The sequence below is a fragment of the Actinoallomurus sp. NPDC052308 genome (genome assembly GCF_040679195.1).
Classification (GTDB): Bacteria; Actinomycetota; Actinomycetes; order Streptosporangiales; family Streptosporangiaceae; genus Actinoallomurus; species Actinoallomurus liliacearum.
Genome location: NZ_JBFAUM010000017.1, coordinates 130540 through 147001 on the forward strand (window position 1 = coordinate 130540; position 16462 = coordinate 147001).

Consider the following 16462-nt stretch of genomic DNA (forward strand, 5'->3'; position numbering starts at 1 on the left):
TATGTCGCGGTCTTCGACGAGGACGTCATCAGCCACTACCAGCAGTTCCTTGCCCGCCGCCGAGCCGAACGGCCGCAGGAGGAATACCGCGAACCAAACCGGCAGGAGTGGGACGACTTCACCGAACACTTCGACAAACGCCGCGTCGAGCTCGGCTCCTGCGGACGCCCCTACGGGACTCCCTGCCAGCACGAACACGCCTGCATCCGCTGCCCGATGCTGAGCATCAACCCCAAAATGCTGCCCCGCCTCGACGAACTGGAACAAGACCTTCTAGCCCGCCGGCAACGGGCTGTCGAGGAGGGCTGGCAGGGCGAGATCGAAGGACTCGACCTCACCCTGACCTTCCTGCGCGGCAAACGGACCCAAACCCAGCGAGCAGCACGTTTGAGCACGCCCGGGCACGTCGACCTCGGGATCCCGGCCCCGCGACCCGCACCCTGACAATCCACCACGTCAGCCGCGCCAACGGCACGGTCACCGTGCGCGTCACGGAGGACCCCGGCCGAGAAACCACCCGGAGCCCCGTCGGGCGATGAGATCTTGCCGCCAGATCACCTACTTGATCATCGCATCTGAGTACGGACAGTCCTCTTCGCCAGTGACAAAAGTCCTGGCACGAGAACAACGCAGAGGGGGACCCCATGGGGTTCGAACTGCTCCTTGCGCATCTGGTCGGGGACTACGTCCTGCAGTCGGACTGGATGGCGACGGAGAAGGTCAAGCGGTGGTGGCCGGCGGTCGTGCACGGTGTGACGTACTCGTTGCCGTTTCTGCTGGTCACGCAGTCGCCGTGGGCGTTGCTGATCATCGGTGGGACCCACATCGTCCTGGACCACTACCGCCTCGCCAAGGCGGTGTGCTGGGCGAGGAACCTCATCGCCCCGAAGAAGTCCCGGGTGTCGTGGAAGGAAGCGGCTGCCAACCAGGGATCACCGGCTGGTGTCCCCTCGGGCCTGGCGACCGCTCTGCTCATCGTGGTCGACAACACACTGCACCTGTGCATCAACTTGGCTGCGGTGATGTTGCTGGGCTGAGCGCCACCTCGGCTAACAGTGCAGGGCCATACAGCGAAACTCAAGAAGGCGCCGATGAGAGCTCGATCGGCAGCCTGATCTGATCAACGGCCGACCCTCGCACCTACCAGGTGCGGGGGCCGGACTGAGCCCGGCTGTTCGGCTGAAAGCTGGATGGTTCTTGGTGCAGAGAAGGTCCAGCGCGTAGGCGCCGGTCCCGAGGGACGGGTTGTCGTCGTAGGGCATGCCGTTCTTGTCCAGCTTGGGCTTGCCGTCCTCGTCGAGAAGAAGCTCGCCGTTCTCGTCCAGGCTCTTGCGAGGAGCGCCGAGGCGGTAGAAGCCGCCGCTGCCGAGCTTCTCGGCCAGGCCCTGCAGGGTGCTCCGCCGGTCCGCCCAGTAGTGCGTGATCGCGGAGATCGCCTGGCCCAGGATGAAGCCGGTCCAGCTGATGTGCAGCCCGAAGCACCACCACATCACTCCGACCGCGAGAGCGGTGCAGAAGGTGTAGGACGCGACGTGCTGCGCGCAGGCCCGGCGACCCGTCCATTTCTTGGCCCCGTGCAGGCCCTTGTTGCCCGCCTGCCAGGAGGTCTGGACCCAGTGGTCCGCGACCTCATGGGTCACCAGCATCACGAAGCCGACGACCACCAGGGTGATTGCTGCGTACAGGTGTGCAGGAGTCATGACGACGTCCCTTGTTTGAGGATTTCGGCTGGGTTTTCGGGGCACCGTTTAGGGCGTGCCAAGGAACGACAGTGCAGGGAAGTTCAAGATCGGCAACGGCTGAATCGCCCGGCCCACCGGGGCGGAGGCGCTCCAGACCGTCGCAGGGCACCGGACCTCTCGCAACGGCGCGGCATCCCCCTCGCCGCAGCGCGTCCCGTGGTGACCGTCCCGGCGCGGAGACCACCCGCCCGGCGGCGGTACCGCTAGCGCCGGGACCGCCGTGTCCCGGTGTCTTCCTGCCGGGTTTCGGTCGTACTCGGTGCGGGCTTCACGCGCTCGAGCCTGGTCCAGCCGGTCCAGCCGCGTTTCTTCAGCAGCTCGATCAGCCGACGGGCCGGCGGCAGGGTGTCGAACGCCAGAGTGTCCATCAGCGCGACCAGCGGCGGCTCGAGGTCGGTGTCGTCGACGTAGTCCTCGCCCTGCTCGTCGGCCATCCGTGTGATGTGGGCGGCCAGGTCGTCGGCCAGTTCGACCAGCCTCGGGTCGTCGGTGGTCCAGTCGAGTGCCTGGCCCAGGGTGAGGTAGAACTCGATGAGCCGGGGGTCGGCGAGCTGTTCCCGCTTGCGTGCCGTCCATTCCGGGACTCGCTCGGGTGAGTGCGCGGCGAGCGGGATCCAGCCGTCGCGTTCGACTTCGATGATCCGCTCGTCGACTCCGAGCGCCCGCAGCCGGTCGAGGAACGCGACCACCTCCGGGGGCAGCACCAGGTTGTCGCCGGCGGCGAGCCGGGCGATCCGCTCGCGGTGCCGCTGCCGTTGCCGGATCTCCGCCCGCAGTCGCTCGTCGATGTTCGCGATCGCCGCCGCGAACTCCTCCTGGTCGGCCTGCAGCAGCTCCCGTATCCGCGCCAGCGGGACTCCGGCATCGGCGAGGGTCCGGATCTTGATCAGCTCGACCACGGCGCCGGCGTCGTACCTCCGGTAGCCGGAGTGGTCCCGCTCCGGTTCCGGCAGCAGCCCCCTGGCGTGATAGTGCCGCACCGCGCGCACCGTCACTCCGGCGTACGACGCCAGCTCACCGATGGTCAGCATCGCACCAGTCTCCTATGGGGCGTTCAAGGAGTCGCCTGGCCGGCCGGCCGTCGTGCACTCCGGATGATCTGGGCGACCTCCGGGGCATGGGTGAAGACCAGTCCGTGATCGGCGTCGAGCCAGGAGGTCGAGATGTGCGGCTGCTCGCGGACGAGCCGCTCGACGCCGGCACGCCAGTTCCGGTTGTAGCGCGCGGCACGCGCGTCGCCGTCGTCGCCGGCCATCGAGGTCGACATGATCACGCTGATGGGCAGATCGATCTTCCGGTACCGGTCGAGGATTCCGGACCGCACGGCGTCGATCTCGACATTCAGGTCGAGGATCTCCTGGGCGGTGAGCAGCACCTGGCGCGCGGTGCCCCGCCGGGCCTGCTGCCGCGTCGCCAGGTCCTCCCACATCGCGCGGAACTCCGGCAGGTCGGCTTCGGTGATGAACGGTTCGGGCACGGGGTTCGCCCCGTCGATGAGAACGAGCCCGGCGACGGTGTCGGGATGTTCGGAGGCATGGTGCACGGCCAGGTCCGCGCCCAGCGAGTAGCCCACGAGCACGGGCGCCGCGGGCAGGCCGAGGCGTCCCGGCTCCGCCAGCACGGCGGCGAGATCGCCGAGGAACGCCTCGAAGGAGTACCGGTCGGCGGCCGAGGTGAGGCCATGGCCTCTGAGGTCGAAGGTCACGACGTCGTGGTCGCGTCGCAGCAGTTCGGTCAGTTCGCGCAGGTCGGCCTGTGTCGAGTTCAGCCCGGGGCACAGGACCAGGGGTCGTCCCCGGCCGCCGCGGGACACCGGGATCGTGACGCCATCGTGGTGGATCGTGAAGTGCCGCATCGTCTAGTCGCCTCTCTCGGCCCGTTCGCCGTGGTCGCCGTGCGAGGCGGCCTGTGTCGCACTGGTCTTCGTGGTCACGTCGCCATGCTGAGAGGTTGACCCTGCGTCAGGGTCAACCGGCGCGGCGAGCGGCCCTGCGCCCGGTCCCTCGGTGGCGGCGGGCAGGCGGTTGAGGAAGGCGGTCGTGGCGGTCATGAGGATGATGGCGGCGAGCTGCCGCTCGTCGAAGTGGTCCGCGGCCTCGTCCCAGATCTCGTCCGGCACCGCCTGTCCTGGCCGGTCGGGGACCTGGACGACGGCTTCGGTGAGCGCCAGCGCGGCGCGTTCGGAGCCGGTGTAGAAGGGCGCGTCGCGCCAGGCGCCGACGTGCTGCCGCCGCTCGTCGGTCTGGCCGGCCTTTCCAGCACTGAAGGTCCCGGTGGGCACGTGGGCATCGCCGCCGTTGAGCTGGCTCGCGCGCAGATGAACCAGCTCCAGGACCCGGTGCGAGGCGCCGCCCTGGCGGATCGCCCGGAGAACGTACTCGGCCGCCTTGGTGGCATCGGGCAGGACGATCGCCGGGGTCTTGACGCGAGCGCTCATGGTGACCCTCCGTGTCGCGGGCGGCCGGCGCGTTCGTCGCGGCGGCGGTCGACGCCCGTCACCCCCACTGACGCATCGGGCCCTGCGGGTGTGACATCGGAGCGGTTCGCGGCGCTGTGCCCGGGTCGTACGGCGCCCCGCGGGTCGATCAGAACGCCGAACGGGCCGGCCGCCGGGCGGGGAGGCTACAGCGCGGCGACGGCCTCTTCGACCGTGGAGTAGGAGGCGAAGACGTCGTGGAGACCGACGATGCCGAAGACGCGGTCCAGATCGGGGTTGAGGCCGGCCAGCGCGAGCGGGGTGTCGCTGGCGCGGGCGCGGTGGTAGGCGGTGACCAGCACGGTGATGCCGGTGGAGTCGCAGTAGGTCAGGTCGGTCAGGTCGATGATCACGCCGTCGGCGGTGAAGGTCGTCTCCTCCAGGGCCTTCCGCAGGTGCGCGGCGGTGTAGTAGTCGAGTTCGCCGGCCACGGTGATCAGGGTCGGGCCGGTGGGGTGGGGGTGGCTGGTGGCGGTCAGGACGCGGTCGGTCACCGGTTCTCCTGTGCGAGGACGCTGGCGGGACGGGCGGGTGCGGACGGGGCCGGCAGGGTGGTGTCGGCGGTGACGCCCCTACCCAGATCCTCGGGAAGCTTGCGTACTGCCGTGGGTGTCCACGGACGTTTCTCTCCTACCTGTGTGCGCCCTTCGCGGGCAGAAGATACGGAGGTAACGCCGCGGGGACGGTTGGCCTATCCTACGAAAGCCGCCGGTGCGTCCCCCACCTCAGGTCCCAGCGAAGGCGTGGTCGGGTCCGTCGGTACGTGGCTGTGGCGAGGGAGAAGGCGATGAGCGGTGCTGGGCCCACCGGGCCGGTGGACGACGCCGAGCGTGGTCCCTCGGCCGCGACCGGGGCCGGGGTGTTCTTCGTCGACGGTGAGGTCGGCCGGGACCTCGCCGTCGTGGACTGGGCGGCGACGCGGCTCGGCCCGCCCGACCAGTGGCCGCAGAGCCTGCAGACCGCCGTCAGCATCCTGCTGTCGTCCCGTTTTTCGATGTGGATGGCGTGGGGACCGGAGCTGACGTTCTTCTGCAACGCCGCCTACCGGCGGGACACGCTGGGCCGCAAATACCCTTGGGCGCTGGGCCGGCCGGCCAGTGAGGTGTGGGCGGAGATCTGGGACGACATCGGCCCGCGGATCGACACGGTGCTCAGTACGGGCGAGGCGACCTGGGACGAGGCGCTGCTGCTGTTCCTGGAGCGCTCGGGATACCCGGAGGAGACCTACCACACGTTCTCCTACAGCCCGCTGCGGGACGACTCGGGCGCGGTCGTCGGCATGCTGTGCGTGGTCAGTGAGGAGACCGAGCGGGTCATCGGTGAGCGCCGGATGGCGACGCTGCGGGATCTGGGGTCGGATCCCAGCGTGGTCCGCACCGAGCAGGAGATGCTGACCTTCACCGGCCGCCAGCTCGGCGGCAACCTGCAGGACCTGCCGTTCACGCAGGTCTACCTGTTCGACGACGACCACCACGCGCGGCTGGCGGCCACGACGGGGATCGAGGAGGGGCATCCGGCCGCCCCGGCGCGGATCGCGGTCGAGGACCCGAGCGGCGTGTGGCCCGCGGCGGAACTCGCGCGGGGCGAGTCCGCGCTGGTGACGCTCGAGGGCACCCCGTTCACCGGGATGCCGACCGGCGACTGGCCGGAGCCGCCCACGCACGCGCTGGTGGTGCCCCTGCTGCAGCAGGGCAGCGCGCCGTACGGCTTCCTGGTCGCCGCGCTGAACCGGTACCGCGAACTGGACGAGGGCTACCGCGGGTTCATCGAGCTGGCCGCCGGGCACGTCGCGGCGGGGATCGCCAGTGCCCGCAGCTACCAGGCTCAGCAGCGGCGGGCGGAGGAGCTGGCCGAGCTGGATCGCGCCAAGACCGCGTTCTTCTCCAACATCAGCCACGAGTTCCGCACCCCGCTCACGCTGATCATGGGCCCGGTGGACGAGCTGCGCACCCGGCTGGGCGACACCGACCCGCAGGCCCGCGAGGAACTCGACGTCATCCGCCGCAACGGGCTGCGGCTGGGCAAACTGGTCAACACGCTGCTGGACTTCTCCCGCATCGAGGCGGGCCGGATGCAGGCCCGCTACGAGCCGGTCGACCTGTCGGCGGTCACCGCCGAACTGGCCAGTGTGTTCCGCTCCGCGGTCGAGAAGGCCGGGCTGGCCTTCGAAGTGGACTGCGTCCCGCTCCCTGAACCGGTGTACCTCGACCGCGGCATGTGGGAGAAGGTGATCTTCAATTTGCTGAGCAACGCGTTGAAGTTCACCTTCGACGGCTCGGTCTGTGTGACCGTCCGCGTCGAGCAGGACCACGCGGTCGTCACCGTGGCCGACACCGGGATCGGCGTCGCCGAGCAGGAGATACCGCGGCTGTTCGAGCGGTTCCACCGCATCGAGAAGGCCCGTTCGCGGTCGAACGAGGGCAGCGGCATCGGGCTCGCGCTGGTCAAGGAGCTGGTCGGCCTGCACGGCGGCACGATCAGCGCCGCCTCCACCGAGAACGAGGGCACCACGTTCACCGTCCGGCTGCCCTTCGGGCACGCTCACCTGCCGCCCGAGGCCCTCGCCACCGGAGACGGCGCGGAGGGCGGCGCGACCGAGGACCCGGCCACCGCCGAACCGTACCTCCACGAGGCCCGGCGCTGGCTGCCCTCGGATCCGCAGGACGGCCACGACGCGGCAGGGTCCGCGCCGGAGGAGGCCACGCCCGGCACCGGTGAGGAGCCTGCGCCCGGCCCGGGCCGCGGTCGGCCCGGGCGGGTCCTCATCGCCGACGACAACGCCGACATGCGCGAATACCTCACCCGTCTGCTGCGCGGCGCCGGGCACGTGGTCAGCGCGGTCACCGACGGGCAGGCCGCGCTGGAGGCCGCGCGGGCCGACGCGCCCGACCTGATCGTCAGCGACGTGATGATGCCGCGCCTGGACGGCCTGCAGATGGTGGCCGCGCTGCGCGAGGACACGCGGACCGCGAGCGTCCCCGTGCTGCTGCTGTCGGCCCGGGCCGGGCAGGAGGCCTCCATCGAGGGCCTCGAGGCGGGCGCCGACGACTACCTGGTCAAGCCGTTCTCCGCGGCCGAACTGCTGGCTCGGGTGCAGGCGAACGTCGAGCTGGCCCGGCTGCGCAGCCACCACGTCCGCTGGCGAACCGCGCTGGTCGACTCCCTGCAGGAGGCGTTCTTCGTCTGCGACGAGCAGGGCGCCGTCGTCGAGATCAACGCCGCGTTCGCCGACATCCTGGGTTTCGGCCCCGAGGGCCTGCCCTACACCCCCATCCACCCGTGGTGGCCCGACGCCGACAGCGACCCCGAGGCTCATCGGCTGGTGGCCGAGGCCTTCGCCGGCGTGCTGGACCAGGAACGCGGCGTCTACACGGTGCCCGTCACCCACCGTGACGGGCGCCGGATGTGGATCAGCACCGCGTTCAACCAGGTCCAGGACCCGGAGACCGGGAGCCGCGTGGTCGTGGGCACCTTCCGCGACGTCACCGCCGAGCACTACGCCATCCAGCGTGAGACCGCGGTGGCGTCACTGAGCCTGTGCCTGTCCCAGGCGGCCAGCCTCGAGGAGGCCCTGACCGGGGCGCTGGAGGAGCTGAAGGCCCTGTGGCGGGCCGAACGCGCCCTGGCCACCGTCTTCGACGGCGGCGGCGCGCCGACCGTGACCGGCACGGAGGCGGGCGTCACCTGGGAGGCGCTGTCCGAACAGCACCGTGTCGCGCTGACCGGCCTGCGTGAGGGGCCCTCCCTGACCCCCGCCGCCAGTGCCGACGGCACCGCCGCGGGCGTCGGCCTCGAACACCCGCACGGACCGATGGTGCTCTGGCTCGACCTGGCCGGTCACCGGCCCTTCACCGACCAGGACCAGACCCTGCTGTCCCTGCTGGCCGGCCACCTCGCCCAGGGCCTGACCCGCGCCCACCAGATCGACCAGCAGCGTGAGACCGCCATCGCCCTGCAGCGCGCCATCCTCGGCCCGGCCGACCTGCCGGAGGGCTTCGCCGTCCGCTACGAACCCGCCGCCCGTCCCCTGGAGGTCGGCGGCGACTGGTACGACACGGTCCCGCTGCCCGACGGCCGCATCGGCATCGTCGTCGGCGACTGCGTCGGCCGCGGCCTGCAGGCGGCGACCGTGATGGGGCAACTGCGCAGCGCCTGCCGGGCCCTGCTCCTGCAGGACCCCCGGCCCGACCAGGTCCTCGTCGCGCTGGACCACTTCGCCGCCGGCGTCCCCGGTGCGATGTGCACCACCGTCTTCTGCGGGATCCTCGACCCGCGGACTGGCCACCTGACCTACTCCAGCGCCGGCCACCCGCCCGGCATCCTCGTCCAGCCGGACGGCGCCCTCCACCTGCTCGAGGGCGGCCGATTCGCCCCGCTCGCCGTCCGCCCCGGAGCCCCGCGCCCGTACGCGGAGCACACCCTGTCCGCCCGCGCCACCCTGTTGCTGTACACCGACGGTCTGGTCGAACGCCGCCGCAGGCCGCTGACCGAGGGCATCGACCAGGCCGGCGAAGCCGTCCAGGACGGCCGGGAGACCGGCATCGATGTGCTGGCCAGTCAGGTCATGACCCGGCTGGCCCCCGCGGACGGCTATGACGACGACGTCGCCCTGTTGCTGTACCGGCACCCCGCCCCGCTGGAGATGACCTTCCCCGCGGAGGCCACCCAGCTCGCCCCCGTCCGCAGAGCCCTGCGCAATTGGCTCACCAAGTGCGACCTGCCGCCGCAGATGGTGCAGAACGTCCTCGTCGCCGCCGGTGAGGCGTGCGCCAACGCCATCGAGCACGGCCACCGCCACACCCCGGGCGACATCGTACGGATGCGCGCCGAAGCCCTGGTCGATCAGATGCGTTTGACGATCACCGACACTGGACGCTGGAAGACTCCGCAGCCCGAGGCCGACGCACACCGCGGCCGTGGGCTGACCCTGATGCGCGCCATGATGCAACAGGTCACCGTCACCCCCGGCCCTGACGGCACCACCGTCGACATGCAGACCAGGATCGCCAAATGACCACGCCCCTGACCCTGACGCCGCAGCGCCGCCCGGACGGCACTCCCGTCCTGACCGCGGCCGGCGAGATCGACATGAGCAACAGCGCCGATCTCGCCGCCGCGGTCGCGGACGGTCTGGAGGGGGCCACCGGTCCTCTCATCGTCGATCTCACCGACGTCGAGTACCTCGACAGCGCAGGACTGAGCATCCTGCTCACGCACGCGGACCGCATCGAGGTCGTCGCCACGCCGCTGCTCGCCCCGGTCCTGACCTTCTGCGGCCTCACCGACCTGACCACCATCCACGGCCTGGGTCCCGCCTCCTGACCGGGCCCGGTACCCTGCGGGCCCGGCGACGACCCGCTCACCCGAGCGAAGCGAGCGGAGCCTCTCGCCGGGCCTCGGTGTCCCGCCGGGGCGTCAGCGGAACCGGCGGAAGAAGCCGCGCAGGTCGTCGATGAGCAGGTCAGCGGCGTCGTGGGCGGCCCAGTGGCTGCCGCGGTCGTACTCGTTCCAGGACACGATGTTCTTGTGGTCGCGTTCGGCGAAGCGCCGCAGCGGCCGGAAGTCGTAGGCGAAGGAGGCCAGGCCGATGGGGAAGGTGGACGGCTCGGTCGCCCGCTCGGCGTGGTGGTTCTCGTAGTAGAACCGCGCCGAGGACGCCGCGGTGTTGGTGAGCCAGTAGATCGTCGCGTTGGTCAGGATGACGTCGGGGTCGGGCACCCCGGCCAGGAGCTGGCCGATCCAGGCGAGCTGCCCGGCGGGGGAGTCGGCCAGGGCGTGCGCGAGGGTCTGCGGCTGTGCCTGCTGGGCGCGGTCGTGGATCGCGTGCTCGACGAAGCCGCCGAGGAACTCCAGGTAGCCCTGCTCCTCCGGGGTCAGGCCGGCGAGTTCGGCGGGGTCGCCGGAGGGGAACGAGAAGATCTGGTTGACGTGCACGCCCAGGACACGGTCCGCGTGCCGGTGGCCGAGTTCGGGACTGACGATGGCGCCCGCGTCGTTGCCGTGCGCGCCGAACCGCTCATAGCCGAGGCGCGCCATCAGTTCGGCCCACGCGTCGGCGACGCGGGCCGCGTCCCAGCCCCTGGCACGGGTCGGGCCGGAGAAGCCGAACCCGGGCAGGGACGGGATCACGACGTCGAAGGCGTCGGCCGGGTCGCCGCCGTGCGCGGCCGGGTCGGTGAGCGGGCCGACCAGGTCCAGGTACTCCACGAAGGTGTTGGGCCAGCCGTGGGTGAGGATCAGCGGCGTGGCGTCCGGTTCGGCGGAGCGTACGTGAGCGAAGTGGATCGTCTGGCCGTCGATCTCGGTGGTGAACTGCGGGACGGAGTTGAGCCGGGCCTCCTGAGCCCGCCAGTCGAAGCCGTCCCGCCACCGCGCCACCAGGTCGCGGACGAAGGAGCCCGGCACGCCGTACTCCCAGCCGGGCTGGACCGGGCCGCGCCGGACGCCGTCGGTGACCTGCTCGGGCGGCAGTTCCTCGGCGAAGCGGGTACGGGCCAGCCGGCCGGCCAGGTCGTCGAGGTCGGCCTGGGGGATGTCGATGCGGAAGTCGCGGATCTCGCTCATGGGGACCACACTGTCAGGCCATTAGGCGCGCTTCGTTCCTAATGGTCGGGCATTCTTGGACGCATGCTGGAAACCTCGGCACGGCTGCTGCGCCTGCTCGCCCTCCTGCAGACGCCCCGCGACTGGACCGGCTCCGAACTGGCCGAACGCCTCGGCGTGAGCGGCCGTACGGTCCGCGCCGACGTCGAGCGGCTGCGCGCGCTGGGCTATCCCGTCCTGGCCACGCGCGGCTCGGCGGGCGGTTACCGGCTCGGCGCGGGCGCCTCGCTGCCGCCGCTGCTGCTGGAGGACGAGGAGGCCGTCGCGATCGCGGTCGGACTGCGTACCGCCGCCGGCGGCGTCGTCGGGGACGCCGAGGCGTCGCTGCGCGCGCTCGCCAAGCTGGAACAGGTCATGCCGTCGCGGCTGCGGCACCGGGTCAACACCCTGCAGACCCACACCGTGCCGGTGCCGAGCGACCGGCCGGGACCGGCGGTCGACCCGGAGGTCCTCACCACGCTCGCCGCCGCGTGCCGCGCGCACGAGCGGCTCCGGTTCGACTACACCACCCACACGGGCGACGCCGTCCGCCGTGAGGTCGAGCCGTACCGGCTGGTCACCTGGGGACGCCGCTGGTACCTGCTCGCCTACGACCCGGACCGTGCCGGCTGGCGCACCTTCCGCGTGGACCGCCTCACCCCCCGTGTCCCGACCGGGCCCCGCTTCACGCCCCGCGACCTGCCCGACGGCGACGTGGCCGGCTACGTCTCGGGCCGGGTGTCGGCCGCCGCTTGGCGCTACCGGGCGCGTGTCACGGTGGACGCGCCCGCCGAGGTCGTCGCGGCCCGGATCAGCGCGGCCGTCGGCACGGTCGAGGCCGTCGACGCCGGCACGTGCGTTCTGCACACCGGCGCGGACACCGTCGAGACCCTGGCCGTCCACCTGGGCCTGCTGAACGCCGACTTCGAGGTCACCGACCCGCCCGAGCTGGTCGCCCACCTGCGTACCCTCGCCGCCCGCTTCGGCAGGGCCACGCCCTGAGCCTCAGGCGTGACCCGGCGGTCACCGGCCTGCCCGTCCCCGCGGACCGGTCGCGGCGCCGTACGGTCACGGGCCGGCCAGCCGCCACAGCGAGGTGACCTCCGCGCCGCGCGCGGCGTGGAGGGGATCGGCGGTGTCGGTCGCCCGTGGATGGCGGGACCGCGTGTCGGCCTTGTCCACGACGCGCAGGCCCGCCGTCTCGATCCCGGTCAGCAACTGCCGGCGGGTCCTGAGCCCGAGGCGTTCGGCGAGGTCGGACAGGACGAGCCAGCCTTCGCCGCCCGGTGTGAGGTGGGCGGCGAGCCCGTGCAGGAAGTCATGGAGCATGCCGCCGCCCGGGTCGTAGACGCCGTGCTCGAGCTGTGAGGTCGGCCGGGCCGGGATCCAGGGCGGGTTGCAGACGATGAGGCCGGCGCGGCCCTCCGGGAACAGGCGCGGGCCGGCGACCTCGACGCGGGCGGCGAGGCCGAGCCGGCGGACGTTGTCGCGGGCGCAGGCCAGGGCGCGCGGGCTGATGTCGGTGGCCGTCACGCGTTCGAACCCCCGGCGGGCCAGAACCGCGGCGAGCACTCCGGTGCCCGTTCCGAGGTCGAACGCGGTGCGGCGCACCGCCGGCGCGGGGAGCGGCGCCTCGGCGACCAGGTCGACGTACTCGCCCCGGACGGGGGAGAAGACGCCGTAGTGCGGGTGGATTCGAGCGTCCAGGGCAGGGACCCGGACGCCTTTGAGACGCCACTGGTGGGCCCCGAGCACGCCCAGGAGCTCGGTGAGCGAGATCGCCGTCGGCTCACGCGGTGGCCCGTACGCCTCGGCGCACGCCTGACGGACGTCCGGGGCCCGGCGCAGGTTCAGGGCGTAGCCGTCCTCCAGCAGGACGAGCAGCCGGCCCAGCACCCGGGCGCGGTGACTCCGGGCCCTGCGGTGAAGATGGAAGGACTCGAGAGGATCGCTCCCCGGCCGGGGGGACTTCCTCTCGACGCGGCGGCGCATCGCCTGCAGCAGCTGACGCGCGTTGTGGTAGTCGCCTTGCCACAGCAGGGCGGTGCCCTCGCAGGCGAGGCGGTAGGCGGTATCGGCTTTGAAGCGGTCGTCGGCGACGATGACCCGTCCGGGCGGCGGGGTCGCGCTCTCGGAGTGCCAGCGGGCGGATCGGGTGGTGCGGGCTTCGGTCCAGTGGATCGTGGACACCACGTACTCCTCGTGGTCGAACGTGCGGATGACACGAAGAGCACTTCGACGAGGAGCAGCGACAACACGCCCGTGCTGCGTACGGGCGTGCGTGGCAGGGCGGGAAGGGCCTACCGCTCCCGCGCCGAAGCGCGCGGGAGAACGTCGCCGAGAACCATGCCGAGTGTCATGATCAGCCCTTTCCGAACGTCGGCATCAAGGCTCGCACACGCCGAGCCGACGGGAACACGACGCGCGGGCCGTCCCGTCACGCACCTCCGCGGGAGGGAAGTGGTCTTCGCCGAGTCGCGTCGACTGGCTCTTTCGGGACGGACCTGACCCTCCTTAGGGTGCCGACCATGAGTAGGAGCACGTGGTTCGACCGTCCCGTCCTGTCCGGGGAACACGTCCGCCTGGAGCCGCTCCGGCTCGAGCACGCGGAGGGGCTGTACGAGGCGGGCAAGGACCCCGAGGTCTGGCGGTGGCTCAACGTCCGTCAGCCGGCCGACCTCGCGGAGACGCGCCGCATGGTCGAGGACGACCTCCGTGCGATCGAGGCCGGGCGGCTGCCCTGGGTGCAGATCGACGCCGCCACCGGCGAGGTGGCCGGCACGACCTCGTACTACGACATCGAACCGGCGCACCGCGGCCTGTGCATCGGGCACACCTGGATCGGCACCCGCTGGCAGCGGACCGCCCTGAACACCGAGGCCAAGCTCCTGCTGCTGGAGCGGGCGTTCGACGTGCTGGGCGCCATCCGGGTGGGCTGGCACACCCACCACCGCAACGAGCGCTCCCAGCGCGCCATCGAACGCCTCGGCGCACACCGCGAAGGAGTACTGCGCAGTCACCGGATCCGGCCCGACGGCTCCGTCCGCGACACCGTCTGCTACTCGATGCTCGCCGCCGAATGGCCCGCCGCCCGCGACCGCCTGCGCGCCCGCCTCGCCTCCGCCTGACCCGCGTCTCACCTCGCGCGCCGCGGCTACATCCCCGCTAGTCCCCGGCCATCACGGTGAAGGTGAATCCGGCGCTCGTCGGACGGCGCAGCGAAATAGCGAAGGATCTGACCGGCGCTCGCTCATGCACGGTGAGCTTGTTCGAGGCACGGCCTGGATGGACCATGCGGTTCCCGGCCGCGCGGATATCCGGTGCGCGGGCACCGGCTTGGTGAGATGTGTCAGGCGTCTCGCCTGGTGATGGCTCGGTAGGCGATCAGGACGAGGACGGCGGCGAGGGCGAGGAAGATTCCCGCTTCGATGAACTGGAAGGTCCAGTATCGGGATGCTGGCTGGTAGTGCACGACCATGCGGTATCCGTCGGCGGACAGGCACTGTCGCACGCTGTCGGGGTTGTTCAAGACGCAGTTGACCGGGATCGCCTGCTGGATGTTCCAGTCGTTTCCGCCGACCACGTGGCCGACGACCTGACCGGTGGGATCGAGGAGCTGCCCGCCGAACTGCCAGGAGCCGCTGAACAGGCCCCCGTGCAGGCGTGACAGCGGCAGGTTCGCGGTCTTCGTCGGCAGGTAGTGTGGCCGGACGAAGCTCTGCAGGACCAGCAGCAGTGTGGTGAATCCGGCCACGGTCACGCCCAGCGCCGACAGCGTACGCCGCAGCACGGCTCCGGCCGCGATGCCCAGCGCCACCGCGAACACCGCATAGGCGACCGGGACCACGCCCTGCGCGTCGAACTTGAACGGGTCGAACCGGTGGTGGCCGAGTGCGTTCTCGGTTCGCGACCACCAGGTCACCGACGCGGCGACGATCGAGCCCCACACGGCGGCCGCCGACAGCGCCCAGCCGATCTTCGTCAGCAGCCATCGCCGGCGGGGTATCGATTGGGTCCAGATGAACTGCTGGGTGCCCTGCTCGTACTCCCCGGCCACCAGCGGGGCGCCCCAGAAGACTCCCAGCAGGATCGGCACGCCAACGGTCAGTGGCACCGTCGTGGTCAGCGCGGACCAGCCACTTCCCTGGAACAGCCCCAGGTTGCCGCAGTCTCCGGCGGTGCCGCAGTGAGCCAGTGCCGAGTGGTAGTCGGAGTTCATCACCGCGCCGGTGACGATCAGCAGTACCGCCAGCGCACCCACAAGGGCGGCGGTGTAGGTGAACTGCCTGCGGTGCTGCGTCCACACGAGCCAGATCATCGGGCCTCTCCGGTCGTCGCGAGCGGGGCGGGCCTGCCGGTGTGGCCCATGTAGGCGAGGATCAACTCCTCCAGATCCGGCTCGGCCACCTCCCAGCGGGGGTCGTGCAGCGGGCCGTTCAGGCGCACCAGCAGGGTGCTCTGCCGGGCGGTGTGGGTGGCCTTGACCACCGTGTGGTCGCGTTCGATCGCCGTGGTGTCACGGCGCGGCCCCATCAGGACCCGGTGCTGGGCCAGGATGTCGTCGATGTCGCCGGCCAGGCGGACGCGGGAGGAATCGAGCAGGATCAGGTGGTCGCTGACCCGCTCCAGGTCATGCACCAGGTGCGATGACATCAGTACGGTCAAGTCGCCGTCGGCGACCGCCTCGGTGAGTGCGGTGAGGAACTGGTGGCGGGCGAGCGGGTCCAGCGCGGCCATCGGTTCGTCGAGCAGCAGTAAGCGCGGCTTCTTGGCCAGCGTGAGCGCCAGCGCCAACTGGGTGCGCTGTCCACCCGACAGCGTCGCCACCGGCCGGTCCAGCGCGATGCCCAGCGCACCCATTCGCTCCCGGGCCGCATCTGCGTCCCATCGGGCGTTGAGGCGGCCGCCGAGCGCGATGTGGCCGGCGGCGGTCATCCGCCGGTACAGCGGGATGTCCTGGGCCAGGAAGCCGATGTCGGCCAGGAACGCCGAGTCGTCGGGGTCGGGGCGGCGGCCCAGTACCGCGGCCTCACCCTCGCTCGGGCGGGCCAGGCCGCACAGCATCCGCAGCAGCGTGGTCTTCCCGGCCCCGTTCGGCCCCATCAGCGCCGACACCCGGCCTGCCGGTACCTCGATGCCGCAGTCCTCCAGTGCTGTCTTGGCGCCGAACCGTTTGGTCAGCCCATGGGTCTCCACGGCGAGGGGTTGTGCCATGCTCATGCCACTCCTTCCTCCTCGGCCACCCGCAGTGTGATGCGCAGCAGCGACTCCATCGCCTCGTCGTCGAGCCCGGCCTCACGTGCCTCGGCCACCCACCGGGCCAGGCTGCGCCCCAGCCGGGTGTGCGTGCCCGGCGGCGGCCCGGCCGGACGGCCGACCACGAACGTGCCCTGACCGGCACGCCCTTCCACCAGCCCGTCCCGTTCCAGCTCGCGGTAGGCCTTCAGCACGGTGTTGGGATTGACCGCCACCTCACCGACGACCTCCTTGACCGTCGGCAACTGGTCACCGGGCGCCAGCAGGCCCATCCGCAGCGCCTGCCGCACCTGCTGGACGATCTGCAGATACGGCGGCACCCCGGACCGGCCCTCGATTCGAAAACTGATCATCGCAACCACCTAATTATCTAACTAACTAGAGTATTGGCTCATGCGTACGCCTC

The 16462-nt window shown here is 71.2% G+C and carries 15 protein-coding genes and 1 pseudogene; 6 read left to right on the forward strand and 10 right to left on the reverse strand.

Features of this window, described 5'->3' with window-relative positions; translation table 11 throughout:
- Nucleotides 1-444 (forward strand): annotated as a pseudogene (locus AB0L00_RS31215) (site-specific integrase); the annotation flags it as partial.
- A gap of 200 nt (nucleotides 445-644) precedes the next feature.
- Nucleotides 645-1037: a DUF3307 domain-containing protein gene (locus AB0L00_RS31220; protein ID WP_364440648.1), complete on the forward strand. Its 393-nt coding sequence runs from the start codon at nucleotides 645-647 to the stop codon at nucleotides 1035-1037.
- Nucleotides 1038-1049: 12 nt separating this feature from the next.
- Here AB0L00_RS31220 and AB0L00_RS31225 read toward each other — a convergent pair whose 3' ends face one another.
- The 5 genes from AB0L00_RS31225 to AB0L00_RS31245 all read right to left on the reverse strand — a co-directional run bounded on the left by AB0L00_RS31225 (nucleotide 1050) and on the right by AB0L00_RS31245 (nucleotide 4712).
- A complete protein-coding gene (locus AB0L00_RS31225) occupies nucleotides 1050-1700 on the reverse strand; it encodes a hypothetical protein (RefSeq protein ID WP_364440649.1) in 651 nt (216 codons plus the stop codon).
- A gap of 245 nt (nucleotides 1701-1945) precedes the next feature.
- A complete protein-coding gene (locus tag AB0L00_RS31230; RefSeq protein ID WP_364440650.1) occupies nucleotides 1946-2773 on the reverse strand; it encodes a MerR family transcriptional regulator in 828 nt (275 codons plus the stop codon).
- Nucleotides 2774-2796: 23 nt separating this feature from the next.
- Nucleotides 2797-3597: an alpha/beta hydrolase gene (locus AB0L00_RS31235; RefSeq protein WP_364440651.1), complete on the reverse strand. Its 801-nt coding sequence runs from the start codon at nucleotides 3595-3597 to the stop codon at nucleotides 2797-2799.
- Nucleotides 3598-3600: 3 nt separating this feature from the next.
- The gene (locus AB0L00_RS31240; protein WP_364440652.1) at nucleotides 3601-4179 is read right to left on the reverse strand and encodes a carboxymuconolactone decarboxylase family protein; all 579 of its coding nucleotides are present in this window, start codon (nucleotides 4177-4179) and stop codon (nucleotides 3601-3603) included.
- Nucleotides 4180-4364: 185 nt separating this feature from the next.
- Nucleotides 4365-4712, reverse strand: a complete 348-nt coding sequence (locus tag AB0L00_RS31245) for an STAS domain-containing protein (protein ID WP_364440653.1) — start codon at nucleotides 4710-4712, stop codon at nucleotides 4365-4367.
- Between the two features lie 293 nt (nucleotides 4713-5005).
- Here AB0L00_RS31245 and AB0L00_RS31250 point away from each other — a divergent pair, with 293 nt between their 5' ends.
- Both AB0L00_RS31250 and AB0L00_RS31255 read left to right on the forward strand, forming a co-directional pair.
- Complete coding sequence (locus AB0L00_RS31250; protein WP_364440654.1) at nucleotides 5006-9232, forward strand: SpoIIE family protein phosphatase; 4227 nt, start codon at nucleotides 5006-5008, stop codon at nucleotides 9230-9232.
- On the forward strand, nucleotides 9229-9540 hold the full coding sequence (locus AB0L00_RS31255) for an STAS domain-containing protein (protein ID WP_364440655.1): 312 nt from the start codon (nucleotides 9229-9231) through the stop codon (nucleotides 9538-9540). Before AB0L00_RS31250 ends, AB0L00_RS31255 begins: the two co-directional genes overlap by 4 nt.
- A 93-nt stretch (nucleotides 9541-9633) precedes the next feature.
- Here the strand turns inward: AB0L00_RS31255 and AB0L00_RS31260 are convergent, their stop codons facing one another.
- On the reverse strand, nucleotides 9634-10782 hold the full coding sequence (locus AB0L00_RS31260) for an epoxide hydrolase family protein (protein ID WP_364440656.1): 1149 nt from the start codon (nucleotides 10780-10782) through the stop codon (nucleotides 9634-9636).
- Nucleotides 10783-10845: 63 nt separating this feature from the next.
- Here AB0L00_RS31260 and AB0L00_RS31265 point away from each other — a divergent pair, with 63 nt between their 5' ends.
- Nucleotides 10846-11802 carry a YafY family protein gene (locus tag AB0L00_RS31265; RefSeq protein WP_364440657.1) on the forward strand — a complete coding sequence of 319 codons (957 nt, stop codon included), beginning with the start codon at nucleotides 10846-10848 and terminating at the stop codon, nucleotides 11800-11802.
- A gap of 66 nt (nucleotides 11803-11868) precedes the next feature.
- On the opposite strand, the gene AB0L00_RS31270 is transcribed toward AB0L00_RS31265, so the two are convergent.
- Nucleotides 11869-12990: a class I SAM-dependent methyltransferase gene (locus AB0L00_RS31270; protein ID WP_364440658.1), complete on the reverse strand. Its 1122-nt coding sequence runs from the start codon at nucleotides 12988-12990 to the stop codon at nucleotides 11869-11871.
- Nucleotides 12991-13328: 338 nt separating this feature from the next.
- Here AB0L00_RS31270 and AB0L00_RS31275 point away from each other — a divergent pair, with 338 nt between their 5' ends.
- Nucleotides 13329-13928, forward strand: coding sequence for a GNAT family protein (locus AB0L00_RS31275; RefSeq protein WP_364440659.1), 600 nt, complete (start codon nucleotides 13329-13331; stop codon nucleotides 13926-13928).
- 221 nt (nucleotides 13929-14149) lie between these two features.
- Here the strand turns inward: AB0L00_RS31275 and AB0L00_RS31280 are convergent, their stop codons facing one another.
- The 3 genes from AB0L00_RS31280 to AB0L00_RS31290 are packed head-to-tail and all read right to left on the reverse strand — an operon-like array spanning nucleotide 14150 to nucleotide 16409.
- Entirely contained in the window at nucleotides 14150-15118 is a 969-nt protein-coding gene (locus tag AB0L00_RS31280; protein ID WP_364440660.1) for a hypothetical protein, read from the reverse strand.
- Nucleotides 15115-16020, reverse strand: coding sequence for an ABC transporter ATP-binding protein (locus AB0L00_RS31285; RefSeq protein ID WP_364440661.1), 906 nt, complete (start codon nucleotides 16018-16020; stop codon nucleotides 15115-15117). Before AB0L00_RS31285 ends, AB0L00_RS31280 begins: the two co-directional genes overlap by 4 nt.
- Entirely contained in the window at nucleotides 16017-16409 is a 393-nt protein-coding gene (locus AB0L00_RS31290) for a GntR family transcriptional regulator (RefSeq protein ID WP_364440662.1), read from the reverse strand. Before AB0L00_RS31290 ends, AB0L00_RS31285 begins: the two co-directional genes overlap by 4 nt.
- Nucleotides 16410-16462 lie beyond the last annotated feature (53 nt).